Raw genomic sequence first — 24,179 nt, 5'->3', positions numbered from 1 at the left:
CCGCGGCCCGGCGCCTCCCCGCCGGGCCAATGTGTTTCCTTGCACTGTGCCGCCGCCGATGACCTCCCAAGCCCCCCTGCCCACCCTCGCCGCACTCGAGAACACCACCGAGTTCCTGCCCCGCCATATCGGCATCGACGCAGCCGACGAAGCCCACATGCTGTCCGTGATCGGCGAAGCCTCGCGCAGCGCGCTCATCGAGAGCATCGTGCCGCGCTCCATCGCGCGCAACCGCGCGATGTCGCTGCCCCGGCCCGCCACGGAAGCCGCTGCGCTGGCCGAACTCAAGGCAATGGCGTCCAAGAACAAGGTTCTGCGGAGCTTCATCGGCCAGGGCTACTACGACACGCACACGCCGGGCGTCATCCTGCGCAACATTCTCGAAAACCCCGCCTGGTACACCGCCTACACGCCCTACCAGGCCGAGATCTCGCAGGGCCGCATGGAGGCGCTGGTCAACTTCCAGACCATGGTGTGCGACCTGACCGGCATGCCGATCGCCAACGCATCCATGCTGGATGAAGCCACGGCCGCCGCCGAGGCCATGACCCTGGCCAGGCGCTCGGTCAAGAGCAAGAGCAATGTGTTCGTGGTGGCCGGCGACGCGCACCCGCAGACCATCGAAGTCATCCAGACCCGCGCCAGGCCCCTGGGCCTGGAAGTGCGCCTGGCCAACTCCGCCGAGGAATGGAACGACCTGCTGGCCGGCGACTACTTCGCCGTGCTGGCCCAGTACCCCGCCACCAGCGGCCGCATCGACAACCTGCGCGCCGATGTGGACAAGGCGCATGCCAAGCAAGCCGCCTTCATCGTGGCCGCCGACCTGCTGGCCCTGACGCTCATCACGCCCCCGGGGGAATACGGCGCCGACATCGTGGTTGGCACCACCCAGCGCTTTGGCATGCCCATGGGCGCGGGCGGCCCGCACGCCGCCTACATGGCCTGCCGCGACGAGTTCAAGCGCAGCCTGCCCGGCCGCCTGGTGGGCGTGAGCGTGGACGTGCACGGCCAGCCCGCCTACCGCCTGGCGCTGCAGACGCGCGAGCAGCACATCCGCCGCGAAAAGGCCACGTCCAATATCTGCACTGCGCAGGTGCTGCCTGCCGTGATCGCCAGCATGTACGCCGTGTACCACGGCCCGGACGGCCTGAAACGCATCGCGCAGCGCGTGGCCAGCTACACGGCCATCCTGGCCAGGGGACTCACGCAGCTGGGCGCCCCCGTGCGCCCCCAGGGCTGCTTCGACACGCTCACGCTCAAAACCGACGGCGCTACCAAATCAATAGCTGCTCGCGCAGTGCAGATGGGCGCCAACCTGCGAATTTACTTCGAGAACTACCTCTGCATCTCGCTCGACGAGACAACCACGCGCGCCGATGTCGAACTGCTGTGGAAGATCTTCGCCCAGGACGGCCAGGCCCTGCCCACCTTCGAGGCGTTCGAGCACGGCGTGGAGCCGCTGATTCCCGCCGGGCTGCGCCGCGCCAGCAGCTACCTCACGCACCCGGTGTTCAACACCCACCACTCCGAAACCGGCATGCTGCGCTACATCCGCCAGCTGTCCGACAAGGACCTCGCGCTCGACCGCAGCATGATCCCGCTGGGCAGCTGCACCATGAAGCTCAACGCCACGAGCGAGATGATCCCCATCACCTGGCCCGAATTCGCCGGCGTGCACCCGTTTGCCCCCGCCGACCAGCTCCAGGGCTACCGCGAACTGGATGAACAGCTGCGTGCCTGGCTGTGCGAAGCGACCGGCTACGCGGGCATCAGCCTGCAGCCCAACGCCGGCTCGCAGGGCGAATATGCCGGCCTGCTGGCCATCAAGGCCTACCACGAGGCCCAGGGCGAGGGCCACCGCAACATCTGCCTGATCCCCAGCAGCGCGCACGGCACCAACCCCGCCAGTGCCCAGATGGTGGGCATGCAGGTGGTGGTGACGGCCTGCGACGCCAATGGCAACGTGGACCTGGCGGACCTGAAGGCCAAGTGCGAGCTGCACAGCGCGCACATTGCCTGCGTGATGATCACCTACCCCAGCACGCACGGCGTGTTCGAGACCCAGGTGAAGGAGCTGTGTGCCCTGGTGCACAGCCACGGCGGGCGCGTCTACGTGGACGGCGCCAACATGAACGCCCTGGTGGGCGTGGCCGCCCCCGGCGAGTTCGGCGGCGACGTGAGCCACCTGAACCTGCACAAGACCTTCTGCATTCCCCATGGCGGCGGCGGCCCCGGCGTGGGCCCCGTGTGCGTGGTGGAAGACCTCGTGCCCTACCTGCCCGGCCAGCCCGGCCGTGGCGACCAGCCCCTGGAGCCGAGCGCCGGCAAGGTCGGCCCCGTCAGCGCCGCCCCGCTGGGCAACGCCGCGGTGCTGCCCATCAGCTGGATGTACTGCCGCATGATGGGTGCCGAGGGCCTGCAGGCCGCGACCGAGACAGCCATCCTCAGCGCCAACTACATCAGCGCGCGCCTGAAGGACCACTACCCCACGCTCTACGCCTCGGCCAACGGCCATGTGGCGCACGAGTGCATCCTGGACCTGCGCGGCCTCAAGGACACCAGCGGCGTGATGGCCGAGGACGTGGCCAAGCGCCTGATCGACTACGGCTTCCATGCGCCCACGCTGTCCTTCCCCGTGCCCAACACGCTGATGGTGGAGCCCACCGAAAGCGAAACGCTGTTCGAGATCGACCGCTTCATCGACGCGATGATCGCCATCCGCGAGGAAATCCGGCAAATCGAAAATGGCGCGCTGCCGCAGGACGACAACCCGCTCAAGAACGCGCCGCACACGGCGCAAAGCCTGCTGGGCGCGCAGTGGACCCGCCCCTACGCCCGCGAGACCGCCGCCTATCCCGTGGCCGCCCTGCGCAGCAGCAAGTACTGGTCGCCCGTGGGGCGCGTGGACAACGTGTGGGGCGACCGCAACCTGGCGTGCAGCTGCATCCCGGTGTCCGACTACGCCTGACCGCGTGCGGTGCCTTGAGCGCCGCGACCAGCACTCGCAGCGCTTGCGGACCTGCCGCGCCGGAACCGCGCATCCGGCATTTGCCCGACTTGGCTGCGGGGGGCGACACGCGCCGCCGTACCAGCTCAGCGCAAGTACTTCGCTGCAGTACGAAGTATTGGCGAAATAGCAAGGTCGTAGTGCTGGGTGACCACCGATGATGGTGCCTCTGCCTCCTTGGGAGGGGGCAGCATTGGTCCAACCTCGAATATTCAAAAGCGGCAGGGGTCATCGGCAGCGACTGCGGAGCTGAGACCAGTGGTACAACTAGTGACTAGTGGAGGGATCGGTGTGTACCGCTTTCTTCCAGCGCGAGAGTCAGTTCCCGCAAAAATAAGCTGCCAACTAACGGCTCCCCCTCCGTCGTGGACAGCCCATCTCGCCATCCATGCGCACCGGGTTGCCAAAGGTCGCAGCCTACCAAACACAGCAGCCGGCACATTCACACCGTGAAGCCGATCACCGCGTAGTTCTACCTCAAGTGGCAGCGATCCGTGCGGTGATACGCCATAGCGCGGCCAACGACTGGCACTATTGCTGCGTGCGCTTGCAACGCTTGCTGTGTACCGGCAGGCAGATAGCGACGAAAGCAACGGCTAGCGAGGTGACGAGCACGCACAGAATCGGCCCGAAGCGGATGCGCAGAAGCCGCGCGGTGCGGCCAAGATCAGTCACAGGAAAAACAATGCCTCCCCCTTGAGGGATGGAGGCGCAAGCGCCCTCTCCATCTTTATGGCTTATGGGCTACGTGATGGCGCTTCGCCAATTCAAAGCACGGCTCGGTTCGCCCAGTGGTTAATGGGAAAGCGAAAGACCTCACCGACAGAAATTCCTTGCGCAAATAAAAAAACCATCCAGAGATGGGTGTTTCGCAAATTAACTAATTTCCCATCCAGGCAACACCTGGGAAATCGCCGGAGTCTCTCACACCGCGTGCGACATCAAGAGGTAAATTAAATTCTATATTAACCCGTTGAATTTCGTTACCGGCAACTACACGCCTTCCAATCAACATAATCAATCCGCCCTCCTTATCAACCTCGCGGGAGCCCGAAAAATATTCGACATCTCCACTTTTCAGCTGCACGCGCATTTTCACCTCTACCAAGTGCATTCCTGCCGTCGTCGGTTTAACGAGCACAGCTGCCGAAACCACATTTTTATCTAGCAAAACTGCGGGCGGCTCGCTTTGAAAAATGCGGTTCTCCTTGACCCGAAGGTGCCCATCTTCCCACGCTGGTGGCGGATTCAGAGAAGTACAGCCTCTTTGGTAAATCCAATTCGCATTTTTCCACCACGGGTTTATCGGAACACAAAGCGGCGTAGTCCCATCCTCAATCGCAGGCGCCAGCACTTGCCACTGAGAATTACCTATGGTGGGAGAGAGAGGTTCTTTACTCGTACGAATCGAAAATGCGAACCAACCCACTGAAACGAACCAGATCAAAAATAAAATCGCCACCAACTTCTTCGAGAGACGCAGATCCCAATGCATCTCAAGCATGCGACCGAGATGACAAAACACCCCACACATCAACAAAATCGATCCAAAAAAACCAACAATGGTATGCCTATAAATCGGAATACCCAACAGCTTCACCGCATTGACGGTCCATGAATCACTCAATGCAAAAGCGTTCAACAGGAAGTTAAAAAACGAAAGGCACAACCCAACCAAAATCAATGCATTGGCAGTAGATTTTCTCAAAACAATCAAATATAAACTGAGCGATAGAATAATCAATCCCACAAGCATGAAGATGGATTTTTTAAGCACCAAAATTGGGCCTACCGCGAAAATCCCCAAAAAGCCTAAAAAATACTTAATGGCAGCGAGTATTTTCACCCCCAAAACTACCTCGTTCTCCCTAAACGGCATGACACCTGACTGAGAGCTGATGATCATTTGCACGCATTGGATCAATCCCATCAAAAGGGCGGCGAATGCGATCATGCGAAACCTAGATCGACTGACAATCGCCACGATAACCATTGCGGGCAAAGCGGCGAGAAGCGCAGGTTTAGACAACATAAAGATGGGCGCGAACCAAGCCCACCACGGACTCTCATCCGCCGCATCTACCAATGCAAGCGCAGTGACAATTGCCACAAAAAAAGCAGCAAAATAACTAAAATTTATAAAGGTCTTTGTTTCAAAATCTGCAACTGCCAATACCGAAAATGCGACAAAAAACCGCAGCAAGTCACTGCTTGCCAATTTCCTAAAAGGCGCCAAACAAAATACGCCAACCAACATGGCCGAAAGCAAAACCGATGACCAAGTATAGAAATATGGAATCCAGGCGGCGGAAATCCTAAATTGATTTCCCAAAAAAGCAAGCAGCCGCTGAGGAAAGGGAATGTACCCGGCATCCGTTGAAAACAGCTTATGCAAAACTGATGGTGAATCGGCGTGAGCATAGTAGTTGGTAGCCATCTCGGCCCACATTTCACCGCCCAGCATCCAGTTAGGCTGCATCACCAATTGGCCCATCAAGTAGAGCAAAACTAAGGCAGCAAACAACCACCCGGGGCGCCGATCAGGACTCAGATCGGCGCGTGACGGTAATGCACTGACAGCGAACAACTCATCACGCATTTGGCGAAGTCGCTCCACGTTTTTCATACCGGACGAGAGCTCACGTTTGTCGCACTTTTTGCCAGAGTCACCCTATATTTCTCAGCATCCCAGTTCAACAACTCCGCAATTTGGTCGCCTGTCAGAACATTCAATTTACATTCGGGTTGCTGCCGCACCAAGACATCGAAGTAACACCGAAGTTGGGCCTTTTTTGCTTGTGTAAACGACGACTTGGCAAAAACTCCTTTTTCATTAATAAAAACAATCTCAGGAGAAAAATCGCTATGGCAATTTTCGTTTTGAAAAGTCTCACCCGATGCGTAGACGTGGGCAACAGGTCCAAGAAAAACGACATGATCTGGATACAAGGCCCAGTCGGATTGCAGTCTACGAAAAAGCCTGTCATCCAGCGCCAATTGCTGAATCCCTATGTCATCGACGGGCATATAAGAAGATACAGCACTAGCCGCAGAAAATGGCAGAAATTCAGCATCCTTCATAATTCGCTCACACCTAAGGCACGTCAGTAGGTTAGAAAGCAAATCATCGATTTCCGCGATGCTCTCTCCTCCCAACACTACGCCATGATTTGCCAGGAATATTACATTCACGTCCGGGCGGCCCCTCAAAACCTTTGCCGTCGCACGCGCAAGACACTCTCCCGGCTTCAGATACTCTATCGCCGCAAAATCAACAACTCTCCTCAAGAGGGCCTGTAAATCATCAAGATAATTTTTTCGAACCAAGTGCGCCAAGGCTTCTACGGCATGCAGATGCAAGACAATTCGATGCGGCATTAATGCATGCAGCATGGTCTCAATAGAAGGCCTTAGTGTGAAATCTCCTACAACTCTGGGTGTTTCAGAAAAACAATCCCGCGCAATGGCCGCATTCAGCCCGCTCAAGTCAACCGGAACAAAGATATTTTCCTTTTCAGCATTTGACAGCCAAGTTCCAGAAGCTTTAATCCAAAGCGTATCGCCTTCCTTCCAAGAAGCGTTCCCTCCAGCTCCTTGAACCAGCAGCGGGTCCGTGCCAATCTTTGCGCAGTAACTCCGGACATCATGTTCCATTGCAGTTCTAGAGCCAATCATTTCAGCCACCTATTTTTCTAAGCAAGTGTCGCAGCTCAGAAAATTCACCAAATGTAGCATCGGCTTCGGCCAAACCCTCACCTACTTTTACTCCATGATGAATTTTTTGAAGCGTCACAGCATTGATTTTTTCGCGCGCCCCTTGTATATCGTTGATAGCGCTATCACCGATCATCCAAATACAGGCACCCTTCGGCCGCATTTTTTGTAGTGCAATTTCAAAGGGTGCTTCGTGTGGCTTATCGAATCCAGCCTCTTCGCTCGTGACGATATAATCGAAATAGTGATCAAGACCAAAATATACTACCTTTCTAAACTGAATCTGCGCAGTCAGATCCGTAACAATGGCAGTAGGAATACCCAGCAGACGAATATCATCCAACAACTCCTTGACTTCGTCAAATAGAATTGCATTGCTCAGAAATGTTCGCCAATAGGTTTGCTCAAAATCGAGCGCCAGAAGCACCTGGGAACCCAATCCCATGATCTCCAACATCCTCTGCAAATAAAGTAACCGACTATGGGAAGATGCAGTATTTTTTAGACGCTCTTTAACTTCTGATCGGGCTTGACTAAACGCTTTATCAAAATCATCTGCAGATATTGAAAAGCTTTTTGCAGCCTTTTGCCGGATCGCTTGCTGCGCTGCGAAATGCGCGGGCTCATACGGATATAACGTATTATCCGTGTCAAACAAAATCGCATCGGGAAGACGATCAAATCGCCCATTATTAATAATCTTCATTTAATAAATCGCGTAGTCAGAGCTTGATTAATATGGGTGAGCGTGATCAATTGCATCAACCCCAACATACCATCCTGCCATATTGGCGAAATATCTAGAAAGTCACGAACACGAGGGCATAGAATTTCCGCAGCCATGGCAACATCCTCAGCAGATGTTTCTCCCTCAATTGTGAGTTGCACGTCCGAGCCGTCATCGCTCATGACAACATCAACATGCAAGCCACAAACGCCAACGAGAATTCGATGAATAGTAAGTTCGTTGAACCCATTCCTAGTATTTACAATTAATTTCAAACGAAGCGGATGTTTATCATCCACACCTTCTAACATTCCAGGATGAATCGGCTGCAGAGAAAGGACCAAATCCGCATGCTTGGATTGTGGTCGAATAAATTGCTCGGAATCCGGTTCTCTTTTCTTGAATGACCCCAAGACCTTGTCCAGCGTGTGCCCACGCTGGTGCACGTCACGTCTTATCTTGAAATAGCGACGCAACCCTTCATCAATCTCAAGATATATTTTGAGATTATAACAGTCTCGAAGTGCACGAAGGTACAGTGCGTGTAATCCACTCGCAATGATAAAATCATTGCTGTGAAGCACAAAGGGCCTGCTCATTTTTCCTGTTTTATGATCATAATGCCGCAAGAGGATGTTTTTTCCATCCGATAACGAGACAAGATCGTTACAAAATCCTTCTAGGTCATTCGCCATGGGATTCAAATGTGTCATTACCTGCCACATCGGCCTCTGCCTGTCCCACAAGTGATAATCGTCACCTGAAAGCTTGACTGTCGAGTGGTCACCGAACAATGCTGAAATCGCATCAGCGAATGTATCTTTGCCCGCCCCAGAATCTCCCGCAATTCCCACAACAAAAGGGTTGCGGCTAAGGCGAAAGAAATCGTTTCGACTGATAGTTTCCCTCCAAATTCTGATGGCAAGAATTCCACCGATTGCAGCCATCATCGTGTAAAGAAGCGATGCTGCGTGCCCACTTAATGGAGCGGTAATGGGAAACAAGCTGGCAAGCGCGAATTTATTGCCATTCGAGAAATGCAAAGGTGTTAATAGCAGAGCGCTTGCCACGTATACCACTGAAAATGCCCCCACCAGCAAGACCGCAATGCGACCACTCATCGCTTGATAGAGAACAAGGAATGGAATGCACCATACAAACCACCCGGGTGAAGAAGGTGTTAATACGACAACGAGCAAAAATGACATTCCAATAGTGGCTTGAAACAGCTCAAAATTCAGACGCCGCACTCGCCATGTCAAGTAAAGGACTAGCAGGTAAGTCAAGGGGACAATAAAAATGTAAACATTACCCGCAAGACCTACCGCCAGCTGGTATATCTTTTCCATTTCTGGATTGTTCAACAGCATCTGCATGCCCGCAGATGAGAACACGAAGGCGCCACCGAGCACAAGAACAGCGAGGGAAAAGCCACCGGCGAACTCCAGTGCCCGCTGCCTAAGAGCGCGATTGTGGATTAAATAGATCGCAAAAAATGGAGCGGCCACGATCATGCTCAATTTTGCTGAAATTGCGACTGCCAAAAGTGCCCCACCCCATCTTAAATCCACTCTGCGCACACAAAGCATCGAAAGAACCAAGAACAAGGCAGGGATTAGATCATTTAAACCAAACCCATAACTCGCAACAATAATGATGGGGGACAGCCAATAGGCCAACAAAATTAATTTTTGTTGATTGGGAAGTAGTTTTCGAAGCGTCAGCAACAAACAAAAATCAGCGCACAGCAGTGTGAAATCATAGGCGTATTCCAAAGGAGCGCCAATGACCTTCGCCGCAAACACAAAAGGAAGGAACGGCAGCCACATTGCATATCCATAGGGAAAAGCAACTAGGTCACCGCCCTGGTTCATCCAGACCGACCAGGGGTCGACAGTTAATACCGAGGTGCCTATATCCAGGAATGGGGCATACCAGTTTGCGATGGGTAGTGGGCTCAACGCAATTATCAGCACCACCCGTAGCATCAGCCCTAAAAGAAAAAATGGATGTATAAACAGCTTTTTCATTTGAAATTAATCGTGGCTTCCCAGAGGTCAGGGCGTTTAGTGCAAACAGCATCTGCCACGATGTGTCGCTCCGTCAGAAGCGATGCCAGTTCGGGAATTTCCACAGTAGCGTCTCGGCCTTGAAGCTCGGGAGAAACAAGGCAAAGTTTGAATCCAGCATCTTTTAATCTGCCCGCTTCTTCTTCTTCCAATGAAAAATGCGTGAAGCAGTCCACCCAGACCCAATCAACTTTACCAGCCAAAGATAGTGCTGTTTCGATGGATTCAAATTCTGAAACTCGTACCGCGCAACGTCTTTCGCCAGCATTAGACCACTTAATCATAAATGGAAACGATTGATCTAGAAAGAAATAATTAGATATGCCGTTGGATTTCATCAATGAGATGAGATATGGCTCCAACCCCTCTTCTTTCACATTGAGTATAAGAGTGCCGTGTCGATATAGACCAATCCACTCCTCGAAAGATTCCCCGGGCTTGCAGGGATCATGGTGGATAATAAGTTGCCCATGATCCGTTCTGACGTCAACTTCCACACCATACTTCGAATCGGTCGATATCAACTCTGTTATTGTGTTACGACGATGAGAGATGATTTCCATCATTTGGCTCTTTTCCTCAATTGGAAGCTGAAATCAATGGTTCTTTTTATAAATTTTTTCTTTGCTGCCCAATTTATATTCCAGTGCGAAAAGCCATGCGCTCTCTCGCCAAACGCAACCGGAAAACGATACACCTTGATCTTTTGCTCCTGAGCTTCATAGTATGCATAAAGATCAAGGGAAAAATCTGTTGGAGCACTTTCCCAAGATTCAAAGAATCTTCGCGAGAACATTGTTGGCTGGGCATTGATGTCCCACATCGGACGCATGAGAAGTACTGTTTCAAACATACTCATTCCAACAGTAAAAAATACATCCATAATGGGCCGACCATAACGGCGCCCTTTTACGAATATATCTTCTCCATGCTTTTCAAACAGATCAAGACCGGAAAGCACGTCCTGGGGGTCTGTTTGCATATCGGCATGAGTCCATCCTAGTAGGCTTCCTCGCGCCGCCTTCAGCCCGGCAATAATACCGTATCCGTATCCTTGATTGATTTCAACACGAGTACTTCTGCACCCGCGATACGAGGGAAGCAACCGATCGAGCACCTCACTCGTATTGTCAGTGGAACCATTGTCCACGAGAATGACCTCAATATTCTCACCTTCTGTCAGTGTCTTGCAGCGATCCAGAAGTAACGGGATATTTTTTGCCTCGTTATAACAGGGAATGACCAAGGAAAATTTCATTGAGGCCTCCCCGCAGGGCGACTGCGGAAAACGAAAAATTTCATACCCAAAAAATTAAGACAAGCCGAAAACCCTGTTGCAACAATGAATGCAATATTTATTACAAAAGTATTTGCTCTAAAGAATTTCAGCATCAATGAGTTGACAACAACATTGGCAAGAAGTGTCCCTGCATATAACATTGCGAATCGCCACATAGTGCCGGATACCTTCGGCTTATGACCAAAGGTCCAGATTCGATTCGCGAAGTATGCAAACAAAGTTCCTGCCAAAAATCCAATTGTTTTTGCCATTTCGACCCTGGTCAATTCCAAAGCGACAATACTGCGGTAAGTCAAAAAATCCAGGATAACTGTAGTCACGCCGACAACCAGAAATATCGTCAACTCGCGTCTAAGCATGCGGATCTTTCGGCAATTCGGGAATGATTGCTTGGTAGCCTCGCTCTAGGACCGCCACTTGCTCGGGAGGTATGCGGGGGTCTAGGCCCAGCCGATAAGGGTGGCTCGTCCATTTGTGAAAACAGGATTGCCAGTATTCGAAAGTTTTCAGATCCGCCGGGGTACCCCAGCATAAGTAACTGTCTACCTCAAAAAGATGGCATCGCAAGCCGAGCGCGATCGCGTCATTAATGAGGGAATCAATATAAAATTCGCCGTTAACCCGGCCATCACGCTCAAGGAGTCGCTCGTAGGCGCGTCGGTAATCCGCTTCACGACGGAAGGTGAAAGTTCCCAAGACCACGGGGTCAGAGGCAGGCGCATCCAGTGGTTTTTTTACCGAAATATGCTTGACTATGCCATCTTCTGCATCTATCCATCCGAACATATTCGGATGACGCGTGGCGTTCGGATATGACCGGATACCCCAAACAATCACGTCGACCTGAGGATCGTTTGCAAGCCTGGAGAAGATATCCATATCATAGAGCGCTCCGTTGTCACAAGCACCAATGGTGATTGGAGTCATGCTTTGCCCTCGCTCTTGCACCAGTGCCTCCACACCAATTGACGCGGTACATGCTTGGCCTTCCGTAACATGATCGACTTTTTTAATGATCGCGTCGGGATATAGGTTTTTTAGCTCATCAACTATATTCTCGTATCCTGCCATATCCGATCGAAGGACAAAAACGTGCTGCTCTGCGCTGGGGAGATCATGAGTAGCCTGAGCCACCATCGATCGACCCGAGACTGGAATAAGAGGCTTAGTCTGGACGTAACCCTCGTTCACAAAACGCTGGCCCAATCCAGCCATGGGGATTACCAGAGCCCCACGTGGGACAGATTTATTCTTCGGTGGCGCAATCAAAGCTTTGAATACTCTTGACCAGGCATTGTATTCTTCAACATCCTCGGGTGTACCCCACTGCATGAAGTGCTGCAATGGATAAACTGCTACCGATTTTCCATCTTCAACCAGTACTTTGCAAGAAAGGCTTACATAATATTCGCCCCCAACATTCAGATCCCGATCAATCACCGCGTCAAATGCCCGGCTCATAAGCTGTGCAGATGAAAAATAATATGTACCACTTGATGCATACTCATTCATGCGGTCGGATGTGTATGGTTTCTTTTCCTGGATATCCTGCATCCATCCGTCTTTTTCGAGCATGTATGCGTAGTTTGTATTCCCCAACGAATGCGGATGAAATCCTTTATAGGCTGGTACAGCTCCTGAACAGCCCGTCTGTTTAACAAAATCCTTAAAGTTATGCCAATCCCAGTAACACGTGAAATCACAATAATTAATGACTACTTCCTGCTTTGGGTCAAGCAGATGTGCAACTTGACGAATCGCATTTACCGGACCGAGCTTGTGCGGCGGTATGCCAACAATTTTTCCTGATGGGCAATATTGCCGCAAAATTGCTTCCATACGGTATGATGGCTCATCCAGATGTGCCTGATTGCAGATAAAAACGAAGTTTTCTTCACCCGGGAACATGTCAATGACATGCGCCACAATCGGTTTTCCTTCAATTTCTATCAGTGGTTTCGGAACTTCATAACCGGCGCGACGAAATCTTTCTCCAAAACCTGACATAGGGATAACTATTTGCAAAGTTCGCCTCTTAATGTTTAAAATTCTCATGCAATATGCGGGTCCAGCAAATTGCGACATGCTCTCTTCATCCCACTAACACACTTATCGTGCAGAGAACTGCGCAGTTCAATCTTGTGCCGGCCGACACCGGTTATCAATCGGTCTATGGACAAGGCAGACACCGTTCCCCCCACAGTGGTTGAACACCCTCGGAGAGGACTGGCAAGTTGCACATAGGGTGATCTCACGGACATGCATAGACTCACATGCGGTAGAGCCGCTCATTGATTTCGAACGCATGCGCCCCAGTCCTGTCCGCAGCGCTTCCCCTAGGGTTTGCCAGATGTCACGACTTGCTTGATCATAGCTTCGGAGCAGCCTGCCGAAGCCTAAGACCATCGGCGCGTGCTGCGCCTGTCTCGTTCTTCTCCTCCATGCCGCACAAAGGGCAAGAGGCATGCAGCAAGCGGAGAGAGTCCTCCAGGTCAATATCTCGCTTTCAACGTCGACCTTATGTCAAGCGTTCGACGCTACTCGATTGGTTTTACGCATTTTTTGCTTTTATTGCCATCAGTTTCGTTAAATTGCTGCACAGGAGTTGGAGTACAAAGCTGACAGTGGTAAATCGCTTGTTGTTAAACAGGTACTGACAACAACGGTTCGCCCGCCGTCCCAAAACGATGACTGTGGGTGGAGCCAGTTCCGAACGCTTACACTGGCGCGCCACTGACGCCATGCATGCACTTGCGTCCCTCGTTAGATTACTAAGGAATTCCGTGCGCCTCTCCTCTTCCCTCATACTTGCCGGCTCGCTGGCCGCTTCATTTTTCTGCGCGCACGCACGGGTTCAGGGCCCGGTGACCACGGCCAGCGGCCTGGTCTATGAGTCCCTCAAGGAAGGCACGGGCGAATCGCCCAAGGCCACCGACACGGTGAAGGTGCACTACAAGGGCACGTTCCTGGACGGCAAGGAATTCGACAGCTCCTACAAGCGCGGCGAGCCCACCGAGTTCCCGCTCAACCGCGTGATCCCCTGCTGGACCGAAGGCGTGCAGCGCATGAAACCCGGCGGCAAGGCCAAGCTGACCTGCCCGGCAGCGATTGCCTATGGCGAGCGCGGCGCTGGCGGGGTGATTCCGCCCAACAGCACGCTCAACTTCGAGATCGAGCTGATCTCGGTGCGCAAGTAAGAAGACCCATGCTGCTGAAGGTCGGTGACCTCGCGCGGCGCACCGGCCTCACGGTGCGCACGCTGCACCACTACGACGAAATCGGGCTGCTCAAGCCCTCGGGCCGGTCGGACGCCGGCTACCGGCTGTACAGCCAGGCCGACGTGCAGCGGCTGCATGGCATCCAGACCATGCGGCAGATGGGCCTGCCGCTCAGCGACATCGGCGACCTGCTGGTGGGCGACACCATGGCGCCCGAGCGCATCATCGGCCAGCAGATCCGCGCGCTCGACCAACAGATATCGCAAGCCACCGAACTGCGCGGCCGCCTGACCATGCTGCGCGATGGCCTGATGGCAGGGGCCGAGCCCGACATGGGCAACTGGCTCGAAGCGCTGGCGCTCATGACGACCTATGGCAAGTACTTCAGCTCGGCCGAGCTCAAGCAGATCTTCACCAACTGGAGCCTGATCGAAGCCGACTGGCTGGTCGTGAAGGACCTGGTGCAGAGCGCCATGGACCGCCAGCTGCCGCCCGACGCCCCGGAGGTGCAGGCGCTGGCGTACCGCTGGATGGCGCTGATGCTGCACTGGATGGGCGGCGACATGGACCTGCTGGAGCGCTGGGGCCACATGTTCCGCACCGAGCCCACCACCCACGGCCGCAACCATGCGCCGCCGGGCGAAATGATCGAGTACGTCGAAGTCGCCATCAAGCTGCGCATGAACCTGCTCGACAAGTACCTGACCCGCGACGACCTGCGCGCGCTGGGCCATGTGCCCCACACCCAGTGGGCGGCGCTGGAGGGCTCGGTGCAGCAACTGCTGGCGCGCGGAGTGGCCCCGCAGCACGCCGACGCTGCGGCGGCGGCACGGCGCTGGGATGCGCTGTTCGGCCAGCTGACACGCAACGACGCGGCGCTGCGCCAGAAGCTGCTCACCGCGTCGATGCAGGAGCCCTTGCTGCAGGCGGGCTCGCCACTGAGCGCGCCCGTGCGTGCGTACCTGCACGCTGCCCTCGCCCACGTGCATGCCGCCGCTGCGGGGCCAGCCGCGCCACCCATCCGTAAAAAAACAGTAAAAATCGCTTGACCCTCACGCAACGTGAGGCTTGACAGTCGGTCTTCTGACAGACCGACCCATGACTGCCGACCCTTCCTCTCCCGTTCTCCCCGCGTCCCCTGCCGCCGCAGGGCGCCTGCACGCGCTGGACCACCTGCGCGCCACCATGATGTGGCTGGGCATCGTGCTGCACGCTTCCATCGCGTACATGGCAGCCCCCTCGCCCCTGCCCTGGCACGACGACCTGTCCACGCCCGTGGCCGACCTGCTGGTGGCGGTGATCCACGCGTTTCGCATGCCGCTGTTCTTCATCCTGGCGGGGTTCTTCGTGGCACTGCTGGTGCAGCAGCGTGGGCTGGCCGGCATGGCCCGCCACCGCGTGCGCCGCCTGGGCCTGCCGTTCGCGGTGTTCTGGCCGCCGCTGTTCATCGCCACCACCCTGCTCGGGCTGATGTTCCTGCACCGCATGGCGCACGGCACCTGGGGTGTGGACCGCAGCCTGCTGCCCCGGGGCCCCAACGTTCCGCAAGGCCCGCCCACCATGCACCTGTGGTTCCTGTGGATGCTGCTGTGGCTGACCCTGCTCACCCCACCGGTGTGGGCCATGGCCCGGGCGCTGCCACAGTCCGCGCAGCGCGGCCTGCAGGCCATCGCGGCATGGCTGTGCGCATCGCCGGTGGGTGGGGTGGTGCTCACGCTGCCGCTGGCCTGGATCGGCGCGCACTACGACCACGGCATCGTCACACCCAGCGGGTCCTTCCTGCCGCCGCTCGCGGAATGGGTGCACAACGGCCTGTTCTATGCATTCGGCCTGTGCCTGTACGCCCAGCGGCGACGGCTGATGGCGCGCTACGAACGGCTGTGGCCGGTGTTCGCCGCCGCGGGTCTTGCATGCTTCATGGTGACGGGGTTTCTGTCGGAGATATTGGCCCAGCCCGAAGCATCGGCCTTCGCGCTGGTGCTGCTGACCGGTGGATTCACCGACGTGCTGGCCGCGCCCGTGTCGGCCACCCGGCACCTCCAGTTCTGGATGGCGCTGGCCTACAACGCCGCGTCCTGGCTGTGGAGCTTTGCGCTCATCGGCCTGTTTCTGCGGCATATGGCGCGGCCCAGGGCCTGGCTGGCCTACCTGGCAGACAGCGCGTACTGGGTGTACCTGGTGCACCTGCCGCTGACGGTGGGCTTTGGCGCGCTGCTGTACGGCGTGCCGATCCCCGCGACGGCCAAGATCTTTCTCAACGTGCTGGCGACCACGGCCCTGTGTTTGGCCAGCTATCACCTGTGTGTCCGCTTTACCGCGGTGGGCCAGTTGCTCAACGGCCACCGCCATTCCCGCCCCTACCCTGGAGAACCTGTCCATGCCCACTGACACCCCCACCCGCGACAATCCTCCGCCGCGCGCCGAGCATGCCCGGCCCGCACCGGCAAGCCCGGCAGGCCCGGACCAACGCGCCGCATTGCTCAAGGACCGCAACTTCCGCTGGCTGACCGGCGGCGCTTTCCTCTCGATGCTGGGCGACCAGTTCACGCTCATCGCCCTGCCCTGGCTGGTGCTGCAGATGACCGGCGACACGCTGGTGCTGGGCACCGTGCTGGCACTCATCAGCGTGCCGCGCGCGCTGTTCATCCTGATCGGCGGCGCGCTGGTGGACCGCCACTCGCCCAAGCAGGTGCTGATGATCACCAAGTACATCAACCTGGTGCTGCTGGCCGTGCTGGCCGCCCTGGTGCTGGCCGGCAGCCTGACGCTGTGGATGGTGTACGCGCTGTCGCTGGGCATTGGCCTGGCCACGGCGTTCAGCATCCCGGCGGGGGTCGCGATGATGCCGCACGTGGTGGCCCGCCACCAGCTGCAGGCCGCCAATGGCGTGAACCTGGGCCTGCGCCAGCTCACGATGTTCCTCGGCCCGCTGCTCGCGGGCCTGCTCATCGCGCTGTTTGGCGACGCCGCCACGGCCGGCGCCGGCGGCCATGGCGGCACCCGCGCCAATGCCACCGGCATTGGCCTGGCCTTCGCGCTGGACGCACTGAGCTTTGCGCTGTCGGCCTGGACGCTCTCCAAGGTGCGCACCCACGGCGGCACGCCGCAGCCCGCGGCGGCCCCGCAGGCCGTGCTGTCATCGGTGGCGCAAGGCCTGATGCATTTCTGGCGCGACGGCGAGCTGCGCACCTGCTTTCTCTACTGGAGCGCCATTGCCCTGTTCATCATGGGGCCCATCCACATCGCCATCCCGGTGCTGGCCAGCAGCACGCCGCAGCTGGGCGCGGCGGCCTTCGGCATCATGGTGGGCGCCCATGGCGCGGGAACATTGCTGGGCATGGTGGTGTCCGGCATGGTGCCCCGGCTGCGCATCGGCAGCCTGGGCATGACCATCCTCGCGTTCGACGCGGTCATCGGCGCCCTGTTCATGCCCATGGGCCTGATCACGGCCGTGTGGCAGGGCTCTGTGCTGATGCTCGCCATCGGCCTGCTGGGCGGCTTCATGCAGGTGAGCGTGTTCACCTGGATCCAGCAGCGCGTGCCTCCCGCGCTGCTGGGCCGCGCGATGAGCCTGTTCATGTTCATCTTCATGGGCCTGGCACCCATCTCCGCCGCCGTCACGGGCTGGGTGATGAAGAGCATCACGCTGGCCCAGCTGTTCGCGGCCAGCGGCGGCACGCTGGTCGTGCTGGCGGCGCTGGCCTTCGTGCTGACGCCCATGCGCCGCGTGAGCGATGCACCTGCGGCGGTGCGCTGAAATGCCAGAACCCGGCCGCACCCAAGGAAGGGGGCGGCCGGGAGGGTCGGTGCACGAGGCCTGGGACAACCTGCCTAGCGCAGGCGCATGCGGGAAACCCCGCCGGGCTCAGACCTCGGTCACGAACTGCTCGCGGGGGCGGCGCACCTTCTTCAGGCTCACCAGCCAGTCGCCCTCCTCGGCACGATAGCCCAGCGGGAGAATCGAGACGCTGCGCAGGCCGCGTGCACGCAGGCCCAGGATCTCATCGAGCGCGTTGGGGTCGAACCCCTCCATCGGCGTGGAGTCCACCTCCTCGAACGCGGCGGCAATCAGGGCCGCGCTCATGCCGATGTAGGCCTGGCGCGCCGCGTGCTGGAAGTTCACTTCCGCATCGCGCTGGGGGTAGCTGGAGAGCAGCATCTGGCGGTAGTTTTCCCAGCCCTCGTTCTTGAAGCCGCGCTGGTCATTGGTCAGGTCGAACATCATGTTGATGCGCTCGGCCGTGTAGTTGTCCCATGCCGCGAACACCAGCAGGTGGGAGCCGTCGGTGATCTGCGCCTGGTTCCATGCGATGGGCTGGATGCGCGCGCGCACGGCGGGGTCGGTCACCACGATGATCTCGAAGGGCTGCAGTCCGCTGGAGGTGGGGGCGAGGCGCGCGGCTTCGAGAATGCGCTCGACCTTGTCCTGCGGCACCGCCTTGGCGGGGTTCATCTTCTTGGCGGCATAGCGCCATTGCAGTTTGTTCAGCAGGGGCTGGGCGGCCGCAGTGGTATCAAGGGTGGTCATGGTCGAATCCTGTGGTGAAAGGGTATTTGCAGGGCATGGGTGACAAGGGCCCGGTGTAATGAACTGTAGGCAAACACCCCCGGTTCGGTAAGCCATCCCCGGGAAAAGCATTGTTCCCATTTGGCCAACAATCGGCCCTTGAAATGCGGGTTACCGGTCCGTGCCCGCTCGCGTGCGCCGCTTCGCGGGGGGTGCCCTGCGGCGGCTCCCTTGTGCGTCCAGGGGTTACGCCGTGGGCCCCCCAGGGGCCAGGCCTCACGGGCGTACACTTGCGCGCATGCGCCCCGGGCGGCCCCGGCTGGGCGCCCCACCACGCCCGCGCCTGCCTCTCCTTCACGTTGACGCCACGCCCCCTTCATGAGCGAACCCGACCTGTCCTTTCTGGATCCTGCCCGCCGGATGCCAGCCCATGCGGCGGACACCGCGGGCCCACCCGTCGTGCGGACGGCGCCGCCTGCCGCGCGGGAGGGCTCGCCGGCCGACAGCCTGGTGGCGGAGCTGCGGGCCTACCAGGCCGAACTCGAGAGCCAGAACAAGGTCCTGCGCTACAGCCAGACGGTGGCCGAAAGTGCCTACGAGCGCTTCGAGACGCTGTTCGCCAGCGTGCCGCTGGCCCTCATGGTGGTGGACGAGCACGATCTGGTGGTGCAGGCGAACTCCATGGCGCACCGATCATTCCAGCCCACCGAGCGCGACCGCCCTCTCTCGGCGCTGATGCCCTTCGTGCGCGCGCAGGACGCCAGGCGCGTGCGCGAGGCCTTCGCGCTGGCGCGGGACCTGGGCCGCAGCGAGGCCAAGGAGGTCGTGTTTTCCATCAATGCGGACACGCGCATCACCGGCGATCTGCACATCGCGCACATCGAGGCACCACAAAGCAACGGCCCGCCGCTGCCGCAGTTCCTGTGCGCGGTGATCGACCAGGGCCCTCTGCTCGCGGAACGCCAGGCGCTGCAGCACAGCGCGGCCACATTGCAGCAGCGCAACGAGCAGCTGCACGCGAGCGAAAGGCGGCTCGAAGCCGTCATCAACTCGGCGCTGGACGCCATCATCTGCGTGGACCAGCACCGGCGCATCACGGTCTTCAACCCCACAGCGGCCGCGCTGTTCCAGTGCAGCGCGAGCGATGCGCTGGGCAGCACCCTCGACCGCTTCCTGCCCGATGCCGCCCAGGCCCTGGCGTTTGCGCAGCTCACCACGCAGGCCATGCTGGGCGAGATGACCGCCCTCACCGCCAGCGGCAAGGAGCTGGCCGTGGAAGTGAGCGTCTCGTTCGAGCGCCACGCCGAAGGCGAAACCACCACCGTCTTCGCCCGCGACCTCACGGGCCGCAAGAAGGCCGAGGCGCACCGCAACGAACTCGAGGCGCAGCTGCGCGAGTCGCAGAAGATGCAGGCCGTGGGCACCATGGCCGGCGGCATCGCGCACGATTTCAACAACATCCTGGGGGCCATTCTGGGCAACGTGGCGCTGGCCCAGGCCGACTGCGCGCCGGGCTCTCCCGTGCTGGTGAGCCTGGGGGAAATCGACAAGGCCGGCCGCCGCGCGCGCGACCTGGTGCGCCAGATCCTCACCTTCAGCCGCAACGAACCGCCACAGCGCTCGGCCGTGTCGCTGGCCGAGGTCGTGCACGACACCGAGCGCCTGCTGCGCGTGACCCTTCCACCCGCCATCGAGCTGCACATGCAGCTGCAGGCGGGCCTGCCGCCTGTTCTGGCGGATGCCACGCAGGTGGAGCAGGCGCTGCTCAACCTGTGCACGAACGCGGTCCACGCCATTGGCACGGAGCGCGGCAGCATCCATGTGGAGGCGGCCACCGTGCAGCCCGACCAGCGCCTGAGCGAACGGCTGGGCCTGGCGCCCGTGGACTACGTGGCCCTGTCGGTGCGCGACAGCGGCCCGGGCATGGATGCGGCGACGCTGGAACGCATCTTCGAGCCGTTCTTCACCACCAAGCCGGTGGGCCAGGGCACCGGCCTGGGCCTGGCGGTGGTGCATGGCGTGATGCGCACCCATGAGGGCGGCGTGGACGTGCACAGCGCGCCGGGCCAGGGCAGCCGGTTCACGCTGTATTTCCCGGTGGCCGCCGCAAGCGCCGCCGCCGAGCCCCCGGTGCCGATGCCGGCAGCGACGGCCACCACCCCCGCCGCCGCGCCGGACGCACCAGAGCCCCCAGGGTGCGAGCCGCCCCCGAGAAAGCCCCATGTGATGTACGTGGACGATGACGAGGCCCTGGTGTTCCTGGTGCAGCGCCTGCTGCGCCGCCGCGGCTACGAAGTCAGCGGCTTCACCGACCCGCACGAGGCCAAGGCAGCGCTGAACGCGGCGCCCGATTGCTACGACCTGCTCGTGACCGACTACAACATGCCGGGCTTTTGCGGCGTGGACCTGGTGCGGGAGGCCCGCCTCATCCGGCCCGACCTGCCGGTGGCCCTGGCCTCGGGCTACGTCACGGCCGAGATCGAACAGGCCGCGCTGGCCGAGGGAGCGCAGGCGCTGATCCACAAGCCCAACGACGTGGAAGAGCTTTGCGCCACCGTGCAGCGCCTGGTGGGCGGCGACGATGCCGCCCGGTGAAGGCCCCTCCGCGCCCGCGGCCCAGGCGTGCGCGCCTGGAGCCGCCGCCTGCCCCGCCCCACGGGCGCTGTACGAGGACGCGGACCTGCTCGTGCTCTGCAAGCCGTCGGGCCTGCTGTGCGTGCCCGGGCGCGGCCCGGACAAGCAGGATGCCTTGAGCACCCGCGCCCAGCAGCACTGGCCAGGGGCGCTGATCGTTCACCGGCTGGACCAGGCCACCTCGGGCCTCGTGCTGATGGCGCGCCACCTGGAGGCCCAGCGCCGCCTGAGCCGTGCCTTTGCCGAGCGCACGGTGCACAAGCGGTACCAGGCGGTGGTGCGGGGATGCATGGACCAAGGCACTGCCGACCCCGCGGCATGGCAGGAGATCGACCTGCCCATCGCCGCCGACTGGGCCCGGCGCCCGCTGCGGGTGATCGACGCCACGCAGGGCAAGCCCAGCCTGACCCGCTGGCGCGCGCTGAGCTGCGACCTGGCCGCCCGCACGACGCGGGTCGAGCTTGCGCCCGTCACCGGCCGCACCCACCAGCTGCGTGTGCACCTGGCGGCCGTGGGCCACGCCATCCTGGGAGACGCACTGTATGCCGACGCGGCCACCCAGGGCCTCGCGCCGCGCCTGCTGCTGCATGCCAGCCACCTGGCCTTTGCACACCCGGCGACCGGAGCGCACCTTGCCCTCGAATGGGCGGCGGATTTTTGACCCCGCGGCCGGAGCCGCCCGCCGCTACAGCCGCGCCGGCGCCACGGGCCGCGACATCGCCCATTGCACCGCCAGGATGCTGGCCAGCACCACCAGCATGCCGGCCAGCGACACGCCCGTCATGGCCTGGCCCAGCAGCACCCAGCCCAGCAGCACGGCCGTGACGGGGCTGAGCAGCCCGAGCGACGACACCGCCACCGACGGCAGTCGCGCTATGCCGCGAAACCACAGCGCATAGGCCAGCAACGCGCCCGCGATGCTCAGGTAAAGATACCCGCCCACCTGGGAGGCGGTGAGCGCGGGCAGCGGCGGGTCCACCAGCCAGGCCACGGGCGCGAGCATGATGCCGCCGGCCAGCAGTTGCCACCCCGTGAACGCCAGCACCGGCAGGTCGGACCGCCAGCGCCGCGACCAGAAGGTGCCTGCCGCCATGCACACGGTGCCGACCAATGCCGCGCCGACGCCCACCATGTCCCACCGCGCACCGGGCGACAGCAGCAGTGCGGCCATGCCGAGCACGCCGGCCGCGCCTGCGCCCAGGGCCAGGGCGGGCGGGCGGCGGTGATCCAGTGCCCAGGCCAGGCCCATCACCACCAGCGGGCCCACCGCGCCCACCACGGCGGCCACGCCGCCCGGCAGCCGGTAGGCGGCCACGAACAGCAGCGCCTGGAAAACGCCGATGTTGAGCGCCGCCAGCACCATCAGCCGCCGCCAGCCCACCCAGTCGCCCCACGCCGGCCAGCGGCGGCACCACAGCACCAGCAGCAGGCCCGCGGGCAAGGTGCGCAGCAGCGCGGCGGTGAAGGGCCGGTCGGGTGGCAGCAGCTCGGTGGTGACGATGTAGGTGGAGCCCCAGATGACCGGGCCCACGGCCGTGGCGAGCGCATCCAGCCAGGGAGAGGTGCGGGTGCTTTGCATGGCAATTTATCTTCAAATCAAGATAAAAATACTCTACCATACAATCTTGAAATCAAGATAAATCGATCACAAAGCCCATGGCCACCCCACGCCAGCCCGACGCCGTAGACGCCATCCTGGCCCAGTGGAGCCGCGAGCGCCCCGACCTAGATGTGAGCCCCATGGGCCCCATCGGGCGCATCAAGCGCTGCGCCGCGCTGCTGCAGCGCAGGCTCGACGAGACCTTTGCCGGGTTCGGACTGAGCTTCTGGGAGTTCGACGTGCTGGCCACGCTGCGCCGCAGCGGCGCGCCCTACTGCCTGGCGCCGACCACGCTGTTCTCCACCCTCATGGTCACCTCGGGCACCATGACGCACCGCATGGGCAAGCTCGAGGCCCAGGGCTGGATCACGCGCCTGCCCAACCCCGACGATGCGCGCAGCTCGCTGGTGCAGCTCACCGCCGAGGGGCTGGCGCTGATCGACCGCGCTGTCGAGGCCCACGTCGCCAACGAGCACCGCATCCTGGCGCCGCTCAAGGCCGCCGACCTCGCGGCGCTGGACGCGCGGCTGTCGCTGCTGCTCGCGGCGCTGGAGCCTGCCGGAGACAGCTGAGCCGGGCGTCCCGCAGTACGATGGGGGGATGCCTCATACCCACCTCTACATCCTCACCGGCGCATCGCGCGGCATGGGGCTGGCCATGGCCCAGCAACTCCTGCGCAGCGGCAACACCCTCATCTGCATCGCGCGCAGCGCCAATGCGGACCTGGCCACCGAAGCCAAGGCGGCGGGCGTCACCCTCGAACAATGGCAGCAAGACCTCTCGCAGGGCGAACAGGCGGCGCACAGGCTGCAAAGCTGGCTCGCGGCGCAGGGCCCGCAGGTGTTCGCCAGCGCCACGCTCATCAACAACGCGGGCGTGATCCCGCGCATCGCCCCCCTCTCGGGCAGCGATGCCGCCGACCTGGCCCATGCCCTGCGCGTGGGCCTGGAGGCGCCCATGCAGCTCACCGCCGCCTTCCTGGGCGCGACGGATGCCTGGACGGTACCGCGCAAGGTGCTCAACATCTCCTCGGGCCTGGGCCGCCGGGCCATGGCCTCGCAGGCCGCGTACTGCGCCGCCAAGGCGGGCATGGACCATTTCACGCGCTGCGTGGCGCTGGACGAAGCCATCAAGCCCCAGGGCGCCAAGGTATGCTCGCTGGCCCCCGGCGTGATCGACACCGACATGCAGGTGCAGCTGCGCGGCGCCGCCCCCGAGGCGTTCCCGGACCAGCAAAATTTCGCCAACCTCAAGACGGGTGGCCAGCTCACATCGCCTGCCGACGCCGCCACCCGCGTGCTCGCTTGGCTGGAACGCGCAGACTTCGGCACCAACCCGGTGGCCGATGTCCGGGACGCCTAGAGCCCCAAAACTCCTGTTTTTATAGCTGCCAGCGCTTTATG

General features: G+C 60.0%; 19 protein-coding genes. 9 read left to right on the top strand and 10 right to left on the bottom strand.

Annotated features, from left to right (window positions below; genetic code table 11):
* Positions 1-58: 58 nt before the first annotated feature.
* A complete protein-coding gene (gcvP, locus tag AC3RCE_RS12150; protein ID WP_492255276.1) occupies positions 59-2,968 on the top strand; it encodes an aminomethyl-transferring glycine dehydrogenase in 2,910 nt (969 codons plus the stop codon).
* A 919-nt stretch (positions 2,969-3,887) separates the two neighbouring features.
* Here the strand turns inward: gcvP and AC3RCE_RS12145 are convergent.
* The 8 genes from AC3RCE_RS12145 to AC3RCE_RS12110 are packed head-to-tail and all read right to left on the bottom strand — an operon-like array spanning position 3,888 to position 12,842.
* Positions 3,888-5,633 (bottom strand): hypothetical protein, encoded by a 1,746-nt coding sequence (locus AC3RCE_RS12145; protein ID WP_492255275.1) that lies wholly within the window; start codon positions 5,631-5,633, stop codon positions 3,888-3,890.
* Positions 5,630-6,682, bottom strand: a complete 1,053-nt coding sequence (locus tag AC3RCE_RS12140; protein WP_492255378.1) for a class II aldolase/adducin family protein — start codon at positions 6,680-6,682, stop codon at positions 5,630-5,632. The genes AC3RCE_RS12145 and AC3RCE_RS12140 overlap by 4 nt, the downstream gene beginning before the upstream one ends.
* A 1-nt stretch (position 6,683) precedes the next feature.
* Complete coding sequence (locus tag AC3RCE_RS12135) at positions 6,684-7,427, bottom strand: HAD family hydrolase (protein ID WP_218295227.1); 744 nt, start codon at positions 7,425-7,427, stop codon at positions 6,684-6,686.
* Positions 7,424-9,478, bottom strand: a complete 2,055-nt coding sequence (locus AC3RCE_RS12130) for a uridine kinase (protein WP_492255274.1) — start codon at positions 9,476-9,478, stop codon at positions 7,424-7,426. Before AC3RCE_RS12130 ends, AC3RCE_RS12135 begins: the two co-directional genes overlap by 4 nt.
* Complete coding sequence (locus AC3RCE_RS12125; protein ID WP_492255273.1) at positions 9,475-10,083, bottom strand: phosphatidylinositol-specific phospholipase C/glycerophosphodiester phosphodiesterase family protein; 609 nt, start codon at positions 10,081-10,083, stop codon at positions 9,475-9,477. Before AC3RCE_RS12125 ends, AC3RCE_RS12130 begins: the two co-directional genes overlap by 4 nt.
* Positions 10,080-10,775, bottom strand: a complete 696-nt coding sequence (locus AC3RCE_RS12120) for a glycosyltransferase family 2 protein (RefSeq protein ID WP_492255272.1) — start codon at positions 10,773-10,775, stop codon at positions 10,080-10,082. The genes AC3RCE_RS12125 and AC3RCE_RS12120 overlap by 4 nt, the downstream gene beginning before the upstream one ends.
* Positions 10,772-11,137: a GtrA family protein gene (locus tag AC3RCE_RS12115; RefSeq protein WP_492255271.1), complete on the bottom strand. Its 366-nt coding sequence runs from the start codon at positions 11,135-11,137 to the stop codon at positions 10,772-10,774. Before AC3RCE_RS12115 ends, AC3RCE_RS12120 begins: the two co-directional genes overlap by 4 nt.
* A 31-nt stretch (positions 11,138-11,168) precedes the next feature.
* Positions 11,169-12,842, bottom strand: a complete 1,674-nt coding sequence (locus tag AC3RCE_RS12110) for a sugar phosphate nucleotidyltransferase (protein ID WP_218295232.1) — start codon at positions 12,840-12,842, stop codon at positions 11,169-11,171.
* Between the two features lie 758 nt (positions 12,843-13,600).
* Here AC3RCE_RS12110 and AC3RCE_RS12105 point away from each other — a divergent pair.
* The 4 genes from AC3RCE_RS12105 to AC3RCE_RS12090 are packed head-to-tail and all read left to right on the top strand — an operon-like array spanning position 13,601 to position 17,792.
* The gene (locus tag AC3RCE_RS12105) at positions 13,601-14,014 is read left to right on the top strand and encodes an FKBP-type peptidyl-prolyl cis-trans isomerase (protein ID WP_370628486.1); all 414 of its coding nucleotides are present in this window, start codon (positions 13,601-13,603) and stop codon (positions 14,012-14,014) included.
* Positions 14,015-14,022: 8 nt separating this feature from the next.
* A complete protein-coding gene (locus AC3RCE_RS12100) occupies positions 14,023-15,084 on the top strand; it encodes a MerR family transcriptional regulator (RefSeq protein WP_492255270.1) in 1,062 nt (353 codons plus the stop codon).
* Between the two features lie 49 nt (positions 15,085-15,133).
* On the top strand, positions 15,134-16,423 hold the full coding sequence (locus AC3RCE_RS12095; protein WP_492255269.1) for an acyltransferase family protein: 1,290 nt from the start codon (positions 15,134-15,136) through the stop codon (positions 16,421-16,423).
* The gene (locus AC3RCE_RS12090; protein ID WP_492255268.1) at positions 16,413-17,792 is read left to right on the top strand and encodes an MFS transporter; all 1,380 of its coding nucleotides are present in this window, start codon (positions 16,413-16,415) and stop codon (positions 17,790-17,792) included. The genes AC3RCE_RS12095 and AC3RCE_RS12090 overlap by 11 nt, the downstream gene beginning before the upstream one ends.
* A gap of 108 nt (positions 17,793-17,900) precedes the next feature.
* Here AC3RCE_RS12090 and AC3RCE_RS12085 read toward each other — a convergent pair whose 3' ends face one another.
* Entirely contained in the window at positions 17,901-18,563 is a 663-nt protein-coding gene (locus AC3RCE_RS12085) for an NAD(P)H-dependent oxidoreductase (protein WP_218295236.1), read from the bottom strand.
* Positions 18,564-18,920: 357 nt separating this feature from the next.
* Here AC3RCE_RS12085 and AC3RCE_RS12080 point away from each other — a divergent pair, with 357 nt between their 5' ends.
* A complete protein-coding gene (locus AC3RCE_RS12080) occupies positions 18,921-21,137 on the top strand; it encodes a hybrid sensor histidine kinase/response regulator (protein WP_492255267.1) in 2,217 nt (738 codons plus the stop codon).
* A complete protein-coding gene (locus AC3RCE_RS12075) occupies positions 21,124-21,837 on the top strand; it encodes an RluA family pseudouridine synthase (RefSeq protein ID WP_492255266.1) in 714 nt (237 codons plus the stop codon). Before AC3RCE_RS12080 ends, AC3RCE_RS12075 begins: the two co-directional genes overlap by 14 nt.
* Positions 21,838-21,861: 24 nt before the next feature.
* Here the strand turns inward: AC3RCE_RS12075 and AC3RCE_RS12070 are convergent, their stop codons facing one another.
* Positions 21,862-22,755 (bottom strand): EamA family transporter, encoded by an 894-nt coding sequence (locus AC3RCE_RS12070; protein ID WP_492255265.1) that lies wholly within the window; start codon positions 22,753-22,755, stop codon positions 21,862-21,864.
* A gap of 77 nt (positions 22,756-22,832) precedes the next feature.
* Between AC3RCE_RS12070 and AC3RCE_RS12065 the strand changes: the two genes are divergently transcribed.
* Both AC3RCE_RS12065 and AC3RCE_RS12060 read left to right on the top strand, forming a co-directional pair.
* A complete protein-coding gene (locus AC3RCE_RS12065) occupies positions 22,833-23,348 on the top strand; it encodes a MarR family winged helix-turn-helix transcriptional regulator (protein ID WP_218295240.1) in 516 nt (171 codons plus the stop codon).
* A gap of 28 nt (positions 23,349-23,376) precedes the next feature.
* Positions 23,377-24,138 (top strand): SDR family NAD(P)-dependent oxidoreductase, encoded by a 762-nt coding sequence (locus AC3RCE_RS12060; RefSeq protein ID WP_218295241.1) that lies wholly within the window; start codon positions 23,377-23,379, stop codon positions 24,136-24,138.
* Positions 24,139-24,179 lie beyond the last annotated feature (41 nt).

Source organism: Acidovorax sp. GW823-FHT05D11 (assembly GCF_058795695.1).
Note: the sequence above shows the minus strand (reverse complement) of the source record. Positions and strands in the feature narration are given on the sequence as shown.